The sequence below is a fragment of the Rhodopirellula baltica SH 1 genome, assembly GCF_000196115.1.
In the GTDB taxonomy this organism is placed as follows: Bacteria; Planctomycetota; Planctomycetia; order Pirellulales; family Pirellulaceae; genus Rhodopirellula; species Rhodopirellula baltica.
Genome location: NC_005027.1, coordinates 3,245,912 through 3,267,178 on the forward strand (window position 1 = coordinate 3,245,912; position 21,267 = coordinate 3,267,178).

At 55.5% G+C, this 21,267-nt stretch carries 13 protein-coding genes; 7 read left to right on the forward strand and 6 right to left on the reverse strand.

What is annotated here, in order from left to right; translation table 11 throughout:
• Positions 1-297: 297 nt before the first annotated feature.
• Entirely contained in the window at positions 298-1,806 is a 1,509-nt protein-coding gene (locus tag RB_RS12575; RefSeq protein WP_011120799.1) for a sulfatase, read from the reverse strand.
• A gap of 171 nt (positions 1,807-1,977) precedes the next feature.
• Positions 1,978-3,018 carry a Gfo/Idh/MocA family protein gene (locus RB_RS12580; protein ID WP_164921945.1) on the reverse strand — a complete coding sequence of 347 codons (1,041 nt, stop codon included), beginning with the start codon at positions 3,016-3,018 and terminating at the stop codon, positions 1,978-1,980.
• Positions 3,019-3,097: 79 nt separating this feature from the next.
• Here RB_RS12580 and mfd point away from each other — a divergent pair, with 79 nt between their 5' ends.
• The 4 genes from mfd to RB_RS12600 are packed head-to-tail and all read left to right on the forward strand — an operon-like array spanning position 3,098 to position 9,562.
• Positions 3,098-6,520 carry a transcription-repair coupling factor gene (gene mfd / locus RB_RS12585; protein ID WP_193427773.1) on the forward strand — a complete coding sequence of 1,141 codons (3,423 nt, stop codon included), beginning with the start codon at positions 3,098-3,100 and terminating at the stop codon, positions 6,518-6,520.
• 29 nt (positions 6,521-6,549) lie between these two features.
• Complete coding sequence (locus RB_RS12590; RefSeq protein ID WP_164921947.1) at positions 6,550-7,848, forward strand: PQQ-binding-like beta-propeller repeat protein; 1,299 nt, start codon at positions 6,550-6,552, stop codon at positions 7,846-7,848.
• Positions 7,833-8,948 carry a hydantoinase/oxoprolinase family protein gene (locus tag RB_RS12595; RefSeq protein WP_164921948.1) on the forward strand — a complete coding sequence of 372 codons (1,116 nt, stop codon included), beginning with the start codon at positions 7,833-7,835 and terminating at the stop codon, positions 8,946-8,948. The genes RB_RS12590 and RB_RS12595 overlap by 16 nt, the downstream gene beginning before the upstream one ends.
• A complete protein-coding gene (locus RB_RS12600; RefSeq protein ID WP_164921949.1) occupies positions 8,945-9,562 on the forward strand; it encodes an amino acid kinase family protein in 618 nt (205 codons plus the stop codon). The genes RB_RS12595 and RB_RS12600 overlap by 4 nt, the downstream gene beginning before the upstream one ends.
• A 21-nt stretch (positions 9,563-9,583) precedes the next feature.
• Here the strand turns inward: RB_RS12600 and RB_RS12605 are convergent, their stop codons facing one another.
• Entirely contained in the window at positions 9,584-11,680 is a 2,097-nt protein-coding gene (locus RB_RS12605; RefSeq protein WP_231846455.1) for a hypothetical protein, read from the reverse strand.
• Between the two features lie 279 nt (positions 11,681-11,959).
• On the opposite strand from RB_RS12605, the gene RB_RS12610 reads away from it, so the two are divergent.
• The 3 genes from RB_RS12610 (at position 11,960) to RB_RS12620 (ending at position 14,997) form a co-directional block, all read left to right on the forward strand.
• Positions 11,960-13,222, forward strand: a complete 1,263-nt coding sequence (locus RB_RS12610; protein ID WP_011120806.1) for a serine hydroxymethyltransferase — start codon at positions 11,960-11,962, stop codon at positions 13,220-13,222.
• Between the two features lie 65 nt (positions 13,223-13,287).
• Positions 13,288-13,713 (forward strand): response regulator, encoded by a 426-nt coding sequence (locus RB_RS12615; protein ID WP_007325476.1) that lies wholly within the window; start codon positions 13,288-13,290, stop codon positions 13,711-13,713.
• A 201-nt stretch (positions 13,714-13,914) separates the two neighbouring features.
• Entirely contained in the window at positions 13,915-14,997 is a 1,083-nt protein-coding gene (locus RB_RS12620; RefSeq protein WP_011120808.1) for a hypothetical protein, read from the forward strand.
• A gap of 86 nt (positions 14,998-15,083) precedes the next feature.
• Here RB_RS12620 and RB_RS12625 read toward each other — a convergent pair whose 3' ends face one another.
• The 3 genes from RB_RS12625 to RB_RS12635 all read right to left on the reverse strand — a co-directional run bounded on the left by RB_RS12625 (position 15,084) and on the right by RB_RS12635 (position 21,242).
• Positions 15,084-18,086 carry a zinc-dependent metalloprotease gene (locus tag RB_RS12625; RefSeq protein WP_164921950.1) on the reverse strand — a complete coding sequence of 1,001 codons (3,003 nt, stop codon included), beginning with the start codon at positions 18,084-18,086 and terminating at the stop codon, positions 15,084-15,086.
• 250 nt (positions 18,087-18,336) lie between these two features.
• Positions 18,337-19,482, reverse strand: a complete 1,146-nt coding sequence (gene queG, locus RB_RS12630) for a tRNA epoxyqueuosine(34) reductase QueG (RefSeq protein ID WP_011120810.1) — start codon at positions 19,480-19,482, stop codon at positions 18,337-18,339.
• Positions 19,479-21,242: a cation:proton antiporter domain-containing protein gene (locus RB_RS12635; RefSeq protein ID WP_007325471.1), complete on the reverse strand. Its 1,764-nt coding sequence runs from the start codon at positions 21,240-21,242 to the stop codon at positions 19,479-19,481. Before RB_RS12635 ends, queG begins: the two co-directional genes overlap by 4 nt.
• Positions 21,243-21,267: the final 25 nt, after the last annotated feature.

A 21,267-nucleotide genomic window follows, 5' to 3' on the forward strand; every position in this document is an offset into this window, starting at 1 on the left:
GGTGGGGTCTCTCGGTGTCGATGATGAGATTGAAATGGGGGAGGTGAGGTGGGAGGTTGATGGCCAACGACCTTTTTCAACGTAGCCTGGGACAACGTCCCAGGAACCGGAAAAACCATTGACTCATTTGGCCAACGGCCAAATTCAACGCGTTTCGACTGGGGTTGATGTTGGCCGTTGGCCAACTCGATTTGGGACTTTCTTCCATGGGCGGTGCCCATGGCTATGATGACAATGGCCTTTGGCCAAAGAGTTTGTGTCTTGGACAATCAACGGAATGGATCGCCCTCTCTTGTCTCAGGGACTCAAATCGGACGGTTGGTTGGGAGCGATGCTCATGGGTGGGTTGTTGGGATCGATCTTTTTGTGTTCCCAATACCAACCATCGGCCTTCTTCTCGAGCACGCGGTGCTGGCTGTTCTTCGCCAATGGTGCGGGATCCGATCGCACGAACTGTCTCAGTCGCTGCGCGGCGTCAGCGTGCTCGTCGCGGCCGATCAGGTTGTCGAATTCGTTCGGATCGTGGATGACGTCGTAGAGCTCTTCGCTGCCATCGGCGTAGCGAATCAAGCGATACCGCTCGCCCTTGATTCCTTGGTTACCTGGATTGTGATCGGTGATCGCAGGTGTTTCGCGAATTTGTTCAGGTGACCGAATCTGCGGGACCAAACTCAGGCCTTCGACATCCTTCGGAGCGGGCAATCCGACCAGATCCGAAAGTGTGGGATAGATATCCAACAGCTCCGCCGGTGACTGGGTTCTTCCGTGAACGATTCCGGGTCCCGCAAAAATCAACGGCACGTGGGTGGAACGTTCCCACAACGTGTTCTTTCCGGTGACATTCTTTTCACCCAAGTGCCATCCGTGATCGCTCCATAAACAAATGATCGTGTTGTCTCGATGAGGCGTCCCTTCAAGTGCGGCCAGAACGCGACCGACTTGGCTGTCAACAAAACTGATGCAGGCCAAATACGAGTGCACCAGATTCCTTTGTTGGTTGTGAGCTTCCAACCAACTCATCCTTGGCTCGGGCAACTCCCAGTGCAGGTACCAACTGAACGGAGAACAATCGAGTCGATCGTCGCTTCGGTAGGGTGGCAACTGCAATGTCTCATCGTCATACAGTTCCCACCACTTCGGCGTGACATGGCAAGGGACGTGAGGCAAGAAGAAACCGCAACTCATGAAGAACGGTTCGTCCTCGGGCATGGCCTCCAGTTTCTCGGTCACCCAGTCAGCGACCTTGTAATCGCCTTTGTCTTCATCGCGGTGATCGAACACTCCCCAGTCCATCAGCGGGTGATCACCGACCGGTGTCGACGGGATCAACTTCTGGGGCGGCTTCACACCGGCGACGCCCGGCGGTCCGATCTCATCAAATTCCGTTTTGTCTCGGCCATAGCGACCGTGATAAACTTTGCCTGCCGAATACGTTCGATAACCATGAGCTTTGAAGTGCTGTGGCAGCGCGACGCGGTCCTTCAGTTCCGGCAAATCGCGAAACCATGGTGCCAAGCCGTAAATGCCCGTCGTCGAAGGACGCAGCGAGAGCATCAAACTGGTTCGCGAAGAATTGCACAGCGGCGATTGGCAATGTGCGTTGGCAAACGTCATGCCACGTTCAGCCAACGCCTTCATCGCTGGCGTTTGAACTTGAGGATGCCCACCAAGCGGTTCGACCCAATCGTTCAAATCGTCGATGCAAATCATCAAGACGTTCGGACGACTGGATGAATCCTGTGCAAAGGACTCGGAAACGAATAGCGTCGCCGCAAGGACGACGCTCCAAACAAGAAACTTGTTCATTTGGCTGGGGTGGGGCAGGGTGGGATGTGGGTGGGGAGAAGCGGAACGTGTTCCAGTGCATCATTCTGCCATCGACCTTGGGTATGACGGCTTGGGTACGACGGACTTCCAAGTCCGTCGAAAGTCATTGGCACCGACGGACTCGGAAGTCCGTCGTACGGTCCCCTACCGTTATAGCTGCACTGTCTTGCCCGTGCGTGCACTTTCGTAAATCACGTTGATCAACGCCACACTGCGTCGGCCCTCGGTGCCATTGATCTGTGGGCTGGTTCCCTCCGTGATCGCATCGAGAAAATCGTTGAAGACGGCGGTGTGGCCGTGGTGCCCGATCGCGGACGGGTCGCTCGCTCCACCGCCCGTTTCGGTCATGCCAGCCATGCGTTTGCGGATGGCTTCGTCCTCATCGGTTTCGTTTGCGAATTCCCACTGCGTGAGGTCTTCTTCTTCCAAGATCGCGCTGCCTTCGCTGCCGCCGATCTCGATTCGCTTGAGTGCCCCTGGATAGGTTGTCGTGGTGGCTTCAATGACTCCCAGAGCACCGTTTTTGAATTTCAGCGTCGCGACCACGATGTCTTCGACTTCGATGCGTTCGTGTGTCATGGTCGACGCCATCGCGGAGACTTCGCTGACGTCACCCATCAACCACAGCAGCAGATCGACCGAGTGGATGGCTTGGTTCATCAAGGCTCCACCGCCATCGAGTTTCCAAGTTCCTCGCCACGCGCCGCTGTCGTAATACTCTTGGCTGCGATACCACTTCACGTAGGCATCGCCCATCGTGATTTTGCCGAACCGGCCTTCCTCGACGGCTTTCTTCATCAGCCGGGAAGATTCGTGGAAACGGCTTTGAAAGGTCACGCCCAATTGCACACCGGCTTTTTCACAGGCAGCGATGATTTGGTCACAACGTTCTTGGGTGACTTCGAGCGGTTTTTCGATCATCACGTGTTTGCCGGCTTCCGCGGCCTGGATCGCTGGTTCGGCGTGAGCACCACTGGGTGTGCAAACGGAAACGGCACCGATTTCGGGATCGGCGAGCATTTCCTCGAGTGTTTTGAACACGCGACCACCATGCTTTGCCACGAACTCTTCGGCTCGTTCGGTGTTGCGGTTGTAACACCCCACCAAGTGCCCGTTGGTGGAATCCGCGATGGCTTTGGCATGAAAATTGGAGATCATTCCGGCGCCGACGATGCCAATACCGATGCTCATGTTGTTTGTCTTTTTTGTGCGAGGAAACAGGGTGGGGATCGCTGAGGTAGGCGAAAAACTACGATCAAGATACGTTTTCATGGCAGCTTTCGTCACCGGAGGCTGTTTTGCACCCCGATTTCATCCAGGTTCCATCGCCGTGCCCACCGCTTCGAAAAACGCCGCCCCGATGAAGCTGCGCTCCCTTCGCGACGTCCCGGCCATCCTGGACGAAAAGGTTGGGCTGGGCGAGGTATTGAGCCGCAAGCCAAAGGGCAGTGCAAAACGGAAGACGAAAAAGTCCGACGATTCGGTTTCGCTCGCGTTTTCTGGTGTTTGGGGCGGGATCCGCGGTTTGCTGGCGGCCGCCTTGACCCGCCATCACCCGCATGTGTTGGTGTTGCTCCCGCAAGCCGTCGATGCGGACATCGTGGCGGGCGATGTTTCCTCGTTCGGGATCGAAGACGTGGTCGCGTTGCCGTTGTCGGCTGGCGACGGAACCGGCAGCTCCATTCGCGACGCCGATTACGCGGCTCGGCTGCAAGTGTTGCAGCGACTTCGGGCCCGCGATCAGCACTCGCCCAAACCGCTGGTCGTGACCTCTTACATCGGAGCCGCCATCCAGCGGGTGCCGTCGGTCACGAGTCTCGAAAAGGCCACCCGCGAATTGGCGGTTGGTGACATCGTTGATCCGGAAGTGATCCGGCGCTGGCTCGCCGAGGCCGGTTTCGCGGCGGTGACAGCGGTCCAGGTGCCGGGCGAATTTGCCAGTCGCGGTGGATTGCTCGACGTCTATTCGCCGGACCAACCTCAACCGATTCGAATCGAATGGTTCGATGACGAAATCGAATCCATCCGCCGATTCGACGCCGCCACGCAGCGGAGCAGCGAAACGCTCAGCAAGGTTGAGCTCGCCGCAATCGGAACCCAGCCGGTCAAAAGTCCGTTTGCGGAAGAGGAAAACAACGACGAACCCTTGGACCTCGTCGTCGATGACACCGTGGGTGCCGAAGCCACGATTGTCGACTACTTGCCCGAAGACACCGTGGTGTTGGTGATCGATCCATCGGATTGCCATCAATCGTCCAACGCTCTGCTCGCGCGAGTTGCCAAGACCGAACGCTTCGTTTCGATGAGGGAACTGCTTTCGGAACTGAAAAGTCACAAAGTCGTCACGGGCACGTCATTGGCCGAAGGAGCCCCAAGCGATGTCGTCGACTTGCACACCGCGAGTGCAGACAGCTTTGCAACATCACTCGACGAAACCAAATCGAAGGTCGATTCCGTGGCGGCCGGGCACGAAGTCATCGTGGTCGGTGACACTCCCGCCGATGGACAGCGGCTGACCGAGTTGCTCGAGGACACCGACGCGGCCAAACAAGGTCGCTTGCACATGACGGTCGCTGACCTCAGTGGCGGTTTCCGTTTGACCGACGCTGAGATTTTGGTGCTCACCGGCGCGGAGCTATTCCACCGCAGCCCGGTACGTCGAGCGAAGACACGGACTCGCGGCAAACCGATCGATTCGTTCACGCAGCTCACTCCCGGCGACTTGGTGATTCACCTGTCGCATGGCATCGGGTTGTACCGAGGTTTGAACTCGATCGAAAAAAATGGCCAACACCAAGAACACTTGACCATCGAGTTCGACGGCGGAACCAAGATTCACGTTCCGGCCTCGCGAATTCAGTTGGTTCAGCGTTACGTCGGTGGAACCAAGAATCGCCCTAAATTGGCCAAGATCGGAGGCATTAGTTGGACGAACCAGAAGAAGGCAGCCGAAGCCGCGGTCACCGACATGGCCGACGAGTTGCTGGAACTGCAAGCCAAACGTGCCACACGGCTTGGCATCCCGATGTCACCGGACAACGAGTGGCAACGTCAGTTCGATGCCAGTTTCCCGTACCTCGAAACACCCGATCAGCTTTCAGCAATTGAAGCATTGAAGATCGACATGGAAGCGCCGCGTCCGATGGACCGGTTGATTTGCGGCGACGTTGGGTTCGGTAAAACGGAAGTCGCCATGCGAGCTGCTTTCAAAGCGGTCTCGTCGGGCTACCAAGTCGCGGTGCTGGTCCCGACGACCGTGCTGGCCGAACAACATTACCAATCCTTCCGGGAGCGGATGGCGGAATTCCCCGTCGAAATCCGCAAGCTCAGCCGATTCTGCACCCCGGCGGAACAACGTGAAACGGTGAAGGAAATCCGGCGTGGCAAAGCGGACATCGTGATTGGAACGCACCGCGTTGCCAGCAAAGACGTCGAATTCAACAACCTCGGATTGGTGGTCATCGACGAAGAACAACGGTTCGGCGTGGCGGTGAAAGAACGCCTGAAGACCCAGCACAGCAACGTCGATGTCCTGACACTTTCTGCGACGCCCATTCCGCGAACGCTGCACATGGCATTGGTCGGCGTTCGCGACATCAGCAATCTAGAAACACCGCCGGCGGAACGGATGGCGGTCGAGACCAAGGTGACGCGTTGGGACGACAAGATGTTGCGATCCGCCATCGTGCGTGAACTCAACCGCGGCGGCCAGATGTACTTTGTCCACAACCGCATCGGAGACATGGACGACTTGGCCGCTCGGATCAAAGCCATCGTCCCTGAGTTACGGATTGGCATCGGCCATGGGCAAATGGAGGAAGGGGCACTCGAACAAGTCATGGTCGACTTCATCGATCACAAGTTCGACATGTTGCTGGCCACGACCATCATTGAAAGCGGACTGGACATTCCAAACGCCAATACCATGTTCATCGACGATGGCAATCGCTACGGCTTGAGCGACCTGCACCAATTGCGTGGTCGCGTTGGCCGGTACAAGCACCAAGCGTACTGCTACCTGCTCGTATCACCGAACAAGCGACTCACGCCAGAAGCCAGCAAACGCTTGCGTGCGATCGAAGAGTATTCCCAGATGGGTGCGGGCTTTGCAATTTCGATGCGAGATTTGGAAATTCGCGGGGCAGGCAATTTGCTGGGCAGCCAACAATCCGGCCACATCGCCGCGGTGGGCTACGAAATGTATTGCCAACTGCTGGAAGACGCGGTCCGACAAGCTCAGAAGTTGCCGCCGAAGTTGTCGGCCGATGTGGACATCGATTTGCCGATCGAAGCTTACCTGCCGGAGGACTACGTGCCCAATTTGCGGCACAAGATCGATCTGTATCGCCGGATGACTCGGATCGAGAAAGCGGCTGATGTGAAGGCCATTCGCGAAGAGTTGGAAGACCGATTCGGTTCGCCGCCGCCACCCGCGATTCGCATGCTCGAGCTCTGCGAACTGCGGCTCGACGCCGCCTCATGGGGATTGGTTTCTCTGACCACCAACGATCGCTTCATCGTGCTCCAGTACTCCAATCGTTCGCGGATGAATCAACTGGCGAAAAATTCTTCGATCCCAATTCGCATCGTCGATCACGAAAAGGCTTACATTCCGATCAAGGACTACGACATGTCCGATCCAGCCGGCAAAGCGTGGCTGCAACTTGCCCGCGCTGCATTATGGATTGGTTGACCCCTTCGCTTTCCTGATTGGACTCTCTCATGCGTCTTCGAGCTTCTCGGCTGTTGCTGGCCGTTTTTTGTTTCAGTTTTGCTCCTACTGGGACGCTGACGCCAGCTCACTCTGCCGAACCGGATCGCTTGGATTCGGATAGCTGGAATCAATGGCGCGGCCCCAATCGAGACGGCACGCTTGCTCAATCCGCGCCGTGGCCAGATCGTCTTTCCGGAAACCTTGAGAAGACCTGGTCGGTTCCTCTGGGCCCCAGTTACAGCGGCCCCGTGATGGTGGACGGGATGGTGTTCACCACCGAAACGGTGAACAAACAATTTGAACGCGTGACTGCCTACGACATTGCAACCGGCGAGATGCGTTGGGAGCGTCAGTGGGAAGGATCGATGTCGGTGCCGTTCTTTGCGGCTGCCAACGGCGATTGGATTCGGGCCACACCCGCGTGCGTGCCGGGGTACTTGGTTGTGCTGGGAATGCGTGACGTTTTGGTTTGTCTGGACACGGAAACCGGCGAGGAACGCTGGAAGATCGATTTCCCCGCTCAAACCGGATCGTCCTTGCAGCCATTTGGCGCGGCCTGCTCGCCGCTGATTCACAATGGAGCGATCTACGTTCAAGTCGGCGCGGGACTGACGAAGCTGTCGTTGGAATCCGGCGAAGTGCTGTGGACGGTTCTCTCGGGCGGCGAAGACATGATGTCCCGCGGCGCGTTCAGCAGCCCTTCGATTGCAACGCTCGCCGGCCAAGAACAACTGCTGGTTCAAACTCGCGAAGAACTGTGCGGCGTTTCTCTCGACACGGGCGATGTTTTCTGGCGAGAAAAGATCGAGGCCTTTCGCGGCATGAACATTTTGACACCGCTCGCGATTGGCGACTCGGTATTCACGGCGGCCCACAGCGGAAAGAGTCAACTGTTTGAAATCCAGCGTGATGATTCGACAAAAGCGTGGATGGTCAACGAACGTTGGAACCAAAAGACACAAGGTTACATGTCATCTCCCGTCGTGGTCGAAGATCATGTTTACCTGCACCTCAAGAACGAACGCTTCACGTGTTTGTCGGTCGCGGACGGTTCGATTCAGTGGACCTCACCGCCGGTTGGCAAGTACTGGTCGATGGTCCGCAACGGAAACCGTATCCTGTCGCTCAGTGCTGATGGCAAACTGCGGTTGATCGATGCAAACCCGGGTGAGTTCACCGTGCTGGATACCCAAGAGGTCGCCGACGACAGTTGGGCTCATTTGGCCGTTTCTGGTGCCGACGATCAGCCGCTGATTTTGATCCGCGCTTTGAAATCTCTGACCTCCTACCGATGGAAGAATCCTTGACGACGAACCCGACTTCATTGGCACCAGCCCCGTCCTCCAGTTTTGTGCTGGGCGTCGATGTCGGCGGTGCCAACTTGAAGTCGGTTTTGATCAATCAACAAACGCAAGAAGCGACCGCTTGGGAATCGTTTTTCCCGATGTGGAAGCGTCCGGAATCGCTCGCCGAACAACTGCGTTCGGACTGGGCATCGTTGCTGGCCGATTCGCGAACCGATGCGGATTCGACTGACGGCATTGCAGTCACCATGACCGGCGAGTTAGCCGATTGCTTCACCGACCGACAGCACGGTGTGACGCACATTGCCCAACACGTTCAGTCGGCTGCGAAGCAGTTGAGTCGCCGTGCCGAGATCGCTTTCTACTCCACTGCTGGAAAATTCATCGGCATGCACTCAGTGCCCACCGAAGTCGATGCGTTGGCGGCTTCCAACTGGCACGCGTTGGCATCGTGGGCAGCAACCCACGTGACCAACGATGGGATTTTGATCGACGTGGGATCAACGACAACCGATATCATTCCGCTTCAGAATGGACGCGTTGCAACCAATGCCAAGACTGATCACCAAAGACTTCGCGATGGTTCTCTGGTCTACATTGGGTGCCGAAGAACGCCGGTGTGTTCTCTGGTCGATCGACTCCTGATCGATGGCATGGAGGTTCCGATCATGAACGAATTTTTCGCAACGATCGATGACGCTCGTTTGATTCTGCAACAGCAACCTGAGTTGCCTGAAGACCTGGACTCCGCCGACGGGAGACCTCGCGACAGAGCATCGGCTCACCGACGAATAGCAAAAATGGTTGGCTGGGACGCGAACGAGCTTTCCAGTGCGCAAGCCGATTCGGTTTCTCAGCAAATCATCGGCTCAGCCCAGACACAAATCGATCAGAGCCTGCAACGTTGGATGAAACGACTCGGTGAGCAGGCGAACGAAGGCATGACGTTGTTGCTCAGCGGGCACGGGCAGGATTTGATCACACGAACAAGCACCTGCAAAACAATCGATCTACGTGATCGTTTGACGCCTGAAGTTTCCCGATCAGCGCCCGCATTTGCCGTCGCTCGTTTGTGGCTGGACACCGCCCGAGAGGTCCGATGAAACGCCGTGTGATCAAGCTGGGCGGCAGTTTGCTGACTCGTCCCCATCTGCTGGATGACTTTTATCATTGGCACAGTCGCCAACCTTCCGCTGATGATTGCTTGATCGTTGGCGGCGGACAAATGATCGATGCAGTCCGCCAGTGGGATCGATTGCGTCCCGGCGATCCGCGAACCGTGCATTGGCAATGCGTCGCGATGCTGGAACATTCGATGCGACATCTCGCGGCAGCCTTTCACGCGGACGACAGGCTCTCTCCCGTTGAAACCCTTGATTCAGAAGCCGCCTGGCTGCGTTACTCTGCGTCGCTAACGGACTCAAACGCGTCAGCCCCCACATCGATCAAATTTTTGAATCCCGAAGTGGTTTACCATTCAGCGTCGATTGCCCCACTGCCCGAAAATTGGTCCACCACAACAGACTCGATTGCCATGTGGATTGGGTTGTTGTGCGATGCAGATGAAGTGGTGTTGCTAAAATCCTGCACCGTTTCACCCAACGATGATCTGCGAGCATGGATCGCGAATGGGGTCGTGGATCCAGCTTGTGAGGTCTTGGCTTCGCTGGAAAGAAAGCTGCGTGTGGAGCAGTTACCGGTTCAAGCAACGTCGTGAATGTCCCAACGCTTGTCCTCGCTACGGCTTGCCACTTTCGTCGCTCGCACGCCCTTGTTGCACCAACCGCAAACGTTGTGACAGTTGCATGTAATTCGATGCCGTTCGCGGATCAATGGTTTGGTACAGACGGGCCAGCGAAGCGTAGGGCAGGGGATAGGTGGGTTGAATGCGAATGGATTCTATGAATGCCTGCTCGGCTTCTCCAAACCGCCGCAACTTCCCGCACGCGAGCCCCAAATTGTAATGGTCCGCTGGATTGCGGCGCAGCTTCACCAAACGCTGGTAAAGCTGATATGCCTTGAGATGCTGTCCCTCAGCGGCCGCCGCGTTTGCCAAACTATCCAATGCCACCTGATGTTCCGGCGTGGGCCGTTTGTCCGCTTCGAGAACCCATTGCATCAGCGATTGGCTTTCTTTGCGTAGCCGTGTTGCATCGGATTCGGAACGAGTCTTCACTGGATACAACAAGATTTGATCCAGCAAACCTGCCAGCCGAGTCTTCGCTTCAACCAGAGACACGTGCGCGACACTGACATCCGAGCTGGACTCTTCTGCAACCTGAATCGCCGAACGCAATCGTTGGGCAGCCAAATCAAAGACGGTCTCGTTGTCATAATTTGGATCGGATCCCATCCAAAGCCACTGGGCAATCGCGGTCGCTTCATTCAGTTCTCGTTGCCAACTGCCAACGGGGGCTCGGTCGAGCAACGCGATCGCGTCCGGCAACTGAGTGATCTGTGCTTCGGTCACCTTCTCAGTCGCCGCTTCGGTATCCGTGAGTTCGCTCGGTATTGCGATCCGGTGATCGGTGATTGATACATGAGGCACTTCGGTCTCAGATCGAGGCATGTGACATTGGTGACACGAGTTCTCGTTCGTGTCCATTCGAATGCCCAAATCCTCACCGCAATCTTCGTTTGCATGGCAAGACAAACAATGCTCGCGGTGCACCGATTCGCGGTTTGCATCATCGACTCGCTGGTGCGGGTCATGGCAGGTGACACAGGTGAGACGATCGGATCCCAGGTAGCACTCGCTGGCGTGCATTTGGCCAAAGTGGCCCACAAACTTGGTCGCCCCCGTTTCCTTTTCAGGCGGCCCCACGTTGTAAACCAATCGCGTTGCCGCCAAATCCTGTCCTGGTTGGAACGACCATGAGTCGGCATCGCGAACAAACATCTGAATGTCGCCCTGCAAGTGACATTGAGCACAGAGCGACTCCATCGCGTCACGCCCCAGTTCATCTGGATGAACGATCGCCCAATCATGGGCCACATCCAAATCAGTCGCGTCGGTTGAATTGGCTGACAAATGGTTGGCAAGATCAACATGTTGTTGGCCGCCTCCATGACAACGCTCGCAGCCAATCGCCAATTCATGCAGAACGGTGACGTTTCGATTGCCGTCCACCCGCGACAACGAACCGGCATGGCAGAACAGGCAATCGTCAGTGACTTGACGCGAGAACCCGAAGTGCGTGGGAGTGTCATAGCCCGGTGACATGTCGTATTCACCCTGCTCGGTGTAGTGAGACAGTGGAGCCTGCAAGAGAGCATCGCCATCATGAATCAGATAGGACTTTGCAAACGTGCCGCTTCCCATCACCAGTTCGACTGGATAATCACCCAGTGGCATTGCATAGTCGGTTTGCGGCAATTCTTGCCACGATTGATGACGAATCAGTTCTCCCTCACGAACAATCTTCATCCGCTGGGAACTTGGCTGATGAAAAAATGACTCCAACTCAAGCTCGTCCTTCGCGTCGACCAACCGCAAGGAATCCGCGTGAGTGGTTTCGAAAAATGATTCGGCGCGATTGGGATGACAAGCGACACAGGACTGCGACCCGACCGCATCCTGCAACATCGGGGTGCCGCGATCATCCATCGGTGCCATCGCCGACAGAGACTTCTCAACAGTCTCCGTTTCTTCTTCTGCGGATCCAGCTTCCGCCGCTGAAACCACCGAATCGGAATTTTGCTGGATCGTTTCCGATGGATCAGACGCTTGTTCCGCGGGAGCAGCGATTTCGGCCGGGGGCGATTTTCCCGTGCATCCGGCCGACGCAAGGCCGAGCATCAGCCCGCAAAGCAGGGTCGTCCGATAAGCCGGCATTGATTGCAAGATAGTCCTAGTACGAATCGATTTGCGTTGAAACACGAAAGTGAGCTGACGGGGGCATACGACTGGACAGCAGACCTTTGCGTGGTGAATCACCGATGACGATTGTAAATCATCGGACTGCAGGGGATTGTTTCGCGATCTGACGCCGAGATGCGAAAACCGGTCAATTCACCGCGTCCGGTGACTTTTTTCAGTCATTGACGGTTTTTTAATCGGAATCGACAATGCTTCGACGAGCCCTCTTCCCCATACGCTTCGAATTGACCTGCCATGAGCTTCATTCAGTCACAAGACCCCGCCATTTGGGACGCGATCCAAGCCGAAACGACTCGTCAGCAAGACGGTTTGGAAATGATCGCCAGCGAAAACTACACCAGCCCAGCGATCATGGAAGCCGTTGGGAGCATCCTGACCAACAAATACGCGGAGGGTTATCCCGGCCGTCGTTACTACGGCGGTTGCGAGCACGTCGACGTCGTGGAGACGATTGCGATTGATCGAGCCAAGGAGTTGTTCGGTGCCGAAGCCGCCAACGTCCAGCCTCACAGTGGTTCGCAAGCCAACGCGGCGGTGTATCTGAGCTGCCTCGAAGTCGGTGACACCGTGCTGGGATTGGATTTGGCCCAAGGCGGCCACCTGACTCACGGCATGAAGCTGAACATGAGCGGCCGACTCTACAACTTCGTCAACTACGGCGTGGACAAAGTCAATCATCGCTTGGACTTCGACCAAATCGTCAAATTGGCTCGTGAGCACAAACCCAAGCTGATCGTCGCTGGTGCAAGTGCTTACCCTCGCGAAATTCCTCACGATCGATTCAAAGAAATCGCGGATGAGGTCGGCGCGAAGCTGATGGTCGACATGGCCCACTACGCCGGTTTGGTCGCCGCAAAAATTCACAACAGCCCAGTGCCGTATGCGGACTACGTAACCACGACGACCCACAAAACGCTTCGTGGGCCTCGCAGTGGCCTGATCATGTGCAAAGAAGAGCACCTGAAACTCGTCAACCGCAACGTGTTCCCCGGCACTCAGGGTGGCCCGTTGATGCACGTCGTTGCGGGCAAGGCGATCTGCTTCGCCGAGGCGATGACCGAGGAATACGCCCATTACGGGCAAGCTGTGGTCGACAACGCGAAAACGTTGGCCGACACCTTGCTGAGCTGTGGACTGCGACTGGTCAGCGGCGGAACCGACAACCACCTGATGCTGGTCGATGTCACCGCTGTGGATCTGGGTGGCAAGAAAGCCGAAGCGGTCCTCGATGCTTGCGGCATCACGGTGAACATGAATATGATCCCATTTGACCAACGTAAACCGATGGATCCATCTGGTATCCGAATCGGGACGCCGGCACTGACCACCCGTGGAATGGGTGGCGACGAGATGAAACGAATCGGCCAATGGATTTACAATGCGTTGTCCGATTCCGACAACGCGGCGCTTCACGAATCCATCCGCACCGAAATTCGCGAAATGGTGCAGGCATTCCCTGTCCCTGCCGCCGCTGAATCTCCCGCCACCGTTGCCTGATCCGGCTCCGCTGGTCTGGTCTCCTTCGAAAACTTCCTGTCCTTCTTCCTTGAAAGCCGCCTCGGATGCATCGGATCCTGATTGCTGACGACAACACTGCCAACCGCGAACTGCTGGAGGCCTATTTGGTCAACATCGATTGCGAATTGGAAACCGCGGTGGACGGGGAAGACACGCTTGCCAAAGTCGAATCGTTCCAACCGGATTTGATCCTGTTGGATGTGATGATGCCGAAGCTAAGCGGATTCGAAGTTTGCGAAAAACTGAAAGCGGACTCCGCAACCAGCAACATCATGATTCTGATGGTCACCGCTCTGAGTGAACTGGGTGACATCGAGCGTGGTGTGCAAGCTGGAACGGATGATTTCTTGAGCAAACCCGTCAACCGAATTGAGTTGACCAAGCGGGTTGAAAACATGCTGAAGCTCAAAGGCACGACCGATGAGCTTTCGCGTCTGCGGCTCTACATCCAAGAGATGGAAGAACGCTGATCAAATTGAGGAGCCCCCGCTCTCGTGGGCTCCAGCGGATACAATCGGTCACGAAGTATGCGCGTCACGTCGATTCAATGCGTCAGTCGTTCGCTTTTCTCTTGCCCCGAATCCATTGCGATTCAGCCGAGCGAAACTACCGACGCCCTAGAATTCGCGTGATCGTGACTCGGTTCCCGATCCATCGTCCCCTAGGCCGACATGTTTGACAGTTCGCTTGATGCGTTGTGCTTGTTGCCACCTCGATTTGGTTCTGGACGGCGAGGTGTCCCACCGACGCCGCCTTCATTTCAGGTCCAGCGATCCGGCGGAACCACGGTCGAACTTCCCACGCGGCTGTTCCTCGACGATGCGCCTTGGCATCGCTGGTCGCCAAAGGTTGCACAAGCTCTCGCGGAACAACTACAGAAGCACGGAATTCTGACGTCGTACTTGCATAGCGAACTTGGAGTCCGAGACGACTCTGATGGGGAACAGGAACAAACCGAATCGAACGCCGCCAACCATCCGCTCCAGATGCTCCCTTACCGGAGTGAGCGATATGGTTTGAATGCGGACGACTTTGATACCGCCACCGCGATTGACATTCGTTTGTCACCGCTCCGAGATGCATCGGGACGTTTCGCTTACAGCGCCGAGCAAATTCGTCGCTGGGAAGCCACGCCGAAAGAACAACCATTATCGGGCGGTGGTTGGGTGTCCGCATTCACGCTCCCGCCGGACATCGCGGATCTAGAATACCTGCCAAACAAGATTCACCAGCTGAGACGCCTATCACCTCAAGCAGTGGTTTTGGTGAGCGTCACCCCAGAATGGCTCTGGGAAAATCGGGAGACACTCGCTGCGACTCCGGCGGATGCGTTGCTGATCCGGTCCGGTCAAATTTCCGTGTCGGGACTTCAGTTCGCCGAACTGCTGAACCAGTTGATCCGCCAGCCGGATGTTCCACCACTCTGGCTTTCTCCACCTCGATGGGCCCAGCAACGCGTGGCAACCGTTGATGACTGCATCAAACTTGTGTCGCTGGGGGTTTCAGCGATCGCGATTGATGCCTGGATGGAAGAAGTCTTCGCCGAAATTGACCATATCCCGGAGCCGTCAATTTATTCCGGCAGTCCCGCTAGCCAACTGAACCAGTCCATTTCTCCTATCTTGAAAGAGCATCTGCTGCCGATTGTCGAACGTTTCACGGCTCTGATGACCACCATCACCCATTCACCAAGTCTGGGTTCATTCGATCGAGAAATCGCTGCTCGATTGGATGTGCATTATCTCGGGAAGTGAGCAACGGAGAAACCGTCGCTATCCAACGAAAACAGCCTTCTCACAATAGCGAGAAGGCTGTTTGATTTTTTGATAGCTGAAGAAGATCAGTCTTCGTTCGAAGGCGATTTGGCTTCGTTACCCATCAGCATCATCAACATAGGAGCACCAGGGTTTCCACCTCCGTAGGTGTAACCAGCTTCCAATGCACGTTCGACGCGTTCTTTACACTCGGTTAGGTGTGCCAGGCTGTAGGCGTCCATCTTGTTGCCACATTTCTCGATGGTCGACCCCATGCGACTGGACAAGGTACGCAATTGCATGCGAGCCAAGTTGCTGATCGGATGGTATGCGGCAGTGTCCTGACCTTCTTCCAGGACCAAATCCACCAAACGCTGGATGTGTTCGCGTTGCAAATTTCGACGCAGAGAAGTGATCATTGGCTTGCGGTCGTTTCGGTCGTCCGGACAAGGTTGATCCAACTCTTCCCAAACTGCATCGCTAACCGTGTTCAACAACTCGGGCAGAGTTAGAGCATCCGTTTCGGCAGGAAGACGAAGTTCGTTGTCATAAACCCGACGCAATGTGGTTGGGTTCATGATCAGCGTCAACGTGCTGGCTTGCATCCCCAACACTCGATCGTGAATCGGCCAGGTCGCTTCGTTTGACATTCCGCCACGGCCGTTGTCGAGCCATTTGTCGATGCCGAGTCGTTCTAAGATTTCGGTGGTCAAACCGTAGGACTTGTCTCGGAAACTGGTATCGATCACAAACTGCAACGCAGCACGCTGGTCTTTAGCAGGAACCACTTCGACCGGAACACGATTTCCTGGATCGCCTTTCTTGTCTCGATTGACGAACGCGCCGCCAATCCAATTGGACATCATGCTGACCGCTTTGGTTTGAATCGCCAAAGTCAATTCGTATCCGCGTCGGGCTTTTGCCCAGCTGTCACCGTCTTTGACAAACTTCTCAAGCAAACGATCTCGATAAAGCTGAGCCAAACGCATTTGCTCTTCGGCGTAGGTCAGAGGATCTTTGCCAAAGTCGTAACGACGAGCGTATGGGTCTGGACCACTCGTGTCTTCATCAGTGGCAAACTGCAGTTCAGGCTCGGAGCATCGTTTCAGGATTTCCTTCAACTTCGAGTCTTCGAACGTGTAACCATATTCGATAGCCCAAAAATCATAAGGACCGATGTCGATCATTCCGTAGTCGCCTTGGACATCGCCGGCTTCGTAGCGGTAGTTGATTGGGCAGTAGTCCATCACCGATGCGGTGAAGGTTTTCTTGCCTTTCAATTCATCGCTATTGATCTCGTCGATTGTGTAAAGCGCCGAAGCTTTGAAGTTGTGACGCAACCCAAGAGTGTGGCCGACTTCGTGTGCGACCAAATCTGCCAGCAATGGACCGACGAACCATTCTGGAATTCCGTCCAGCAATTCATCCTTCTCTTTTTCATCGTCCTTCTTGGCGACTTCTTTCTTGTCATCGTCAGACTTCTCGTCGTCTTTGGCCTCTTCATCCTTCTCTTCTTTGTCCCCGTCCTTGGACTCCGAGTCGTCCTTCTTCTCATCTTTGTCAGCCTTGTCGGCTTCCGCCTTCTCTTTGGCGTCTTCATCTTTCTTCTTTTCAGCTTCTTCGTCGGCCATCAGAGCCAGACCCCAGTTCATACGAGCGAACGCCAGATCCATGCTGCGTCCAGAAGCAGCCATGCACAGACCGTTCTTCTGACTGACTTGTCCCATCAGTCCGTCGTATTCATCGTCGCCCAACAACGCCGGATCAGCCTGTGCCATCGCGAAACCTGCCATCGGTTGCTGTGCTTCCATGGCATACTTTGCTCGCAGCGAGTTGGCTGATTCCTTGGCTCCCATGCGGACGCGAGGGTCCCAGTTGGGATGACTTCCGAGCCATGCCAAAGTCTCGGCACTGACGCCTTCCATTGCCAACTGAGGCATCAAATCGTTGTAGTTGAAATTGAAGTGACGAATCCAACCATCGGTCAGAATGATGTCAGCATCCAGAATTTGCCCGGTTTCGGGGTGCACTCGACTTGGACCGATCGCGGTTCCAACGTCGTTGTTCAACCATCGGATGAAGTTGTATCGAACGTCTTCAGGATCTTTTTCCATGTGGATCTTGCTGACCGCGTCTTGATACTCGATCACGATTGCGTCAACGATTCCAACTTTCTCGAACGCTTTGTTCCAATAGTCGACGCCCTGTTTGATCCAACGACGGTAACGAACGGGAGCGGTGTGCTCCACATAAAAGCGAATTGGCTCTTTGGGTGGGCTCAACTTCAGCTTTGGATCACGTTTCTCCAGCTGCCATCGATTGATGTAGCGAACCTTCGTTTCATCGTCTTGGTATTGGCTCAAATCCGAGAACGAGGTCACAAAGAACCCCACTCGTTCATCCGCTTCCCGCGGTTTGAATCCACTCGAACTGCTCGGCACCTCACTGAATGAATAGTGGAGCGTTTGCAAGCGACCGCCACGGCCGACGACTTCAAATGCAAGCTCGACATTTTCGGGAAATACCTTGGCTGCTTCGACGGTGAACAATCGGCTGTTGGCCAATCGAACCGACGAACCGAAAAAGGTGGTTGCATTGCCAATCAACAAGCTATCCATGTCAACGACAGGACCACCGTTGGGGCCCATCGCCAAAATTGGCACGTCAAGCAAAACACGGTCGGTGAACAATCGTTTGACCGAGGCCTTGGATTCTGCATCACCGGTGGCGCGGATATCCAAGTTTGGAGCGATCAACGCAAGGCGATCGTTGTAGCGACGCCACTGAACGACCCAGTCACCGGATTGCAATCCGGCATAGCGGTCACCGCTGCTGAGCGTCAAAGCAACAAAGAACTTTTTGCCCGCGAAATTCTTGGGCAACTCGGCAATCACCGAGGCTTCTTTTTCGTGTTGCCAAACGTTGAACAAGCCTTTTTTGGCTTGCTGATCAGAAACTGGAAGCTGCTTGTAGCCTTCAGAAATTTTCGAGAATGGTGGCAAGTCGGCGGCGGAACTGGTCAACGCGCTTCCAACAGTTGTCACCGCTACGGCGGCAATCGTGGCCACGACACGGCAGATTCGATTCATACCCAATGCTTCCAATGGTTCGTTCGAAAAAGGGAGGGAGAGTCAAGACTACGTTAAAATAAGCAGTCTCGGCGGGTTTCGTTCATTGTCTCTTCACTGTTTTATCCGATAAAGTCGGCTCAAACCAAACAATTCGCCGGACCAATTGATACAAACGCTCGCTGAGCTGAGTTCGCGACCACACAGCGACCAATAAGTGAAATTGCGACGCCATTAGAAACAGCCACCCGATAGCGGCCCCTCGCAGGAATTATCCTGGGAATTCAGCCAAAACGATCGGGTCATTTTCCGATTGTCGGTATCCCCGCAGCCGATCCAACGACTCAGAATCTTGCATCTGACAAATCGCCCAAACCGCAATGGCTCGCAATTCGGGATCGGGATCATTCAAGGTTGTGAACAAAAGTTCGATCGCGTCGCGACGCTTTTGGTTCCCCAAAACAATGATCGCATTTCGCAACATGCCACGCCGCTTCGTTCTCCAATACGGCGTCCGACGGAACTGACTTCGAAACTGATCTTCCGTCATCGAGAAAAGCGAAGTCAGCTCCAACCAACCATCATGGCCTTGAGAGTCGTCCGCCGGCTCGCGATGTCCTCGCAAACCATTTGCCGCGTTTTGCTGCCGCGAAGGGCGCCGGTTCCAAGGACAGACTTCTTGGCAAACATCGCAACCAAACGCCCACTCATCAATGCCGCTGCGGAGCGATAATTCGGGCAAACCAGGGTTTTCGATTGTCAGATAGCTAATGCACTTGGACGCATCCAGCACCCCGGCACTGGGAAACGCATCCGTCGGACAGGCATCCAAACAAGCGGAACAGGTCCCGCAGTGGCTAGAATCATGTGGTTGATCGATCGGCAAATCGATGTCGACCAAAACGCAAGCGAGGAAAAAGTAGCTGCCCAATTGCTTGTTCAGCAGCAAAGTATTTTTCCCTCTCCATCCCAAGCCTGCGAGCACCGCAACTTCGCGTTCCATCAGAGGCGCGGTGTCGACGATCCCACGAGCGTTCGCTTCCGGAACTTGCTCACGAATCAGTCGAACGATCCGTTTCAGCTTGGGATGAATCACATCGTGATAGTCGACACCCGACCATGTGTAGCGAGCGGTTTTTCCGTAGGCCGAGCCTTCAACTGACGGTGCCGGCCCGCGGTTCGATGCGTCGTAGTTCATCGCCAAGACGATGATCGACTTGGTGCCTTCGAGCACTCCGGTGGGATGACGGTAAGCATCCAGTCGACGTTCCAAGTAGTCCATTGAACCGGCGTAACCAGCTTCAATCCAATCGACCAGTTGATGGAACCCTTCGCTGGTGACCGCTGGCGCGATTCCCATTGCTGCGAAACCTTCTGACAGAGCAGTCTCGCGGATCTGCTCAACCAAATCGTTCACGACAAACCGGCTTTTCGATCACGAATAAGAAGCGACGTCAGATCGCTTCGACGAACGGTAGCAACCAAACGATGTGGTGGCTCATCGGTCACAACTGGCACGCAGTCATCCGTCGTATGCCGGAACAACTCCACCGCATCTCGTACGGGCTGAGCCGGATGCAACAAAACCTCGGGAGGAGTCGCGAGATCACCTGCGCGAACCAAGTGATCTGAATGCGGATCAAAAAAAGCTTGATTGAGCAAATCAAATCGAATCAAGCCCACAACGCATCGGTCTTCATCCAGAACTGGGAAAGTGTTGTCGTGCGAATGCTCGACGAAGTGAACGACTTCGTTGAAGTCCGCGCTCTCGGCAATGCCCACGACACTGCGACGCATCACTTGTTCAACTCGCATCCGTTCTGACAACGCTTGTTTCTTGCTCAGCAAACCGGCCGAACCGGCTAAACGAGTGAACACGTTCCGCAGTGCACCAAGAGGCGTCCCGAATGTGTGGTGAATGGAGTTCGCAATCGGCATCTCACCGCTTTTCAGTACGGCCGCCCGAGTCAGCAATGGCCCCAAAATCTCGAAGACAACCACGGTTCCGAGGATGATTGTCTGCACTTCGCCAGCCATCTCAGGATTTCGCGAGGTTGCAGTCGCTGCCAACGAGATGGCGACGCCCGCCTGGGCCAACATCGCGGGACCCAACCAGGTTCGAACTTCCACCGGTGCACCTGTTCGCGAAGCCATGAACCAAATGCCCGCGACTTTGCCGACACTTCGCAGCACCACATAGCCAGCCCCGATCATGCCGACATCCATCAGCAGATTCAGATCCAACTCGCTTCCGTGGACCGAAAAGAAAACGACCGTGAGAAGACCACCGATCGAGTCCATTTGGGCGGTGATCTTTTGCGTTCCACTGGAAGAGTTCACCACGACCAAACCGACGACCAGGAATACCAACATGTACGGCAGCTCCCACGATTCGCTGAGGCCGAGCATCAATGCCGAAGCACCAACCAGCAGCACCAGCCACCGCCGCGTGTGCATGATTTCGCAGGCGTAACTAATTACCAACCCGCCGACCAACCCAAGCAGGAAAGCTCCGCCGAGTGACCGCACCAACAACAACACCGTTTGGCTGATTGAGCCCGACGCGTCGCCACCAGCTACCTCAATCGCCAACCAAACCAACTCAAAGGCGATCACCGCGACCAGATTGTTCAATGTCACCAAAGTCCCAGTGAGACTGGTGACGGGACCTTCCGCATTGGTTTCCCGCAGCACAAACATCGTCGTGGCCGGAGCGGTCGCAATGGCCAAAGTTCCAAGCAATGCAGCTTGTGCCGCCGACATGCCCAACACATAGGTACCAACTGTCACCAGGATGACAGTGAATACCAATTCGCCAAACGACAGCGGAATTGCTCGACGCGAAATTCGCCGGATCTGATCAAATGGAAACAAGGTGCCGAGGTAAAACAACACCAAGGCCATCGCGAGTTTTGTTAGCGGTTCCAGTACCAAATGATGCTCGTGCGGAATCACATCGCCAAAGCTGGGACCAAGCAGCAGGCCCGCGATCAGGTACGCGGTAACCTTTGGCAATCGCAAGAATTCGCTGGCGAGCCCCGCCAACAAACTGGCGGTCAAAAGCATCCCCAAGGTGGTCGCGATGTGCACCATCTCGACGGAACTTGAGTGCGATTCACTCGCGACGGCGCCTGCGTCAGCAGCACCTAACAAAAGGGTTCCGATGGTGTCGATCATGGCAACTAGCGAGCGAAGGGCCGAG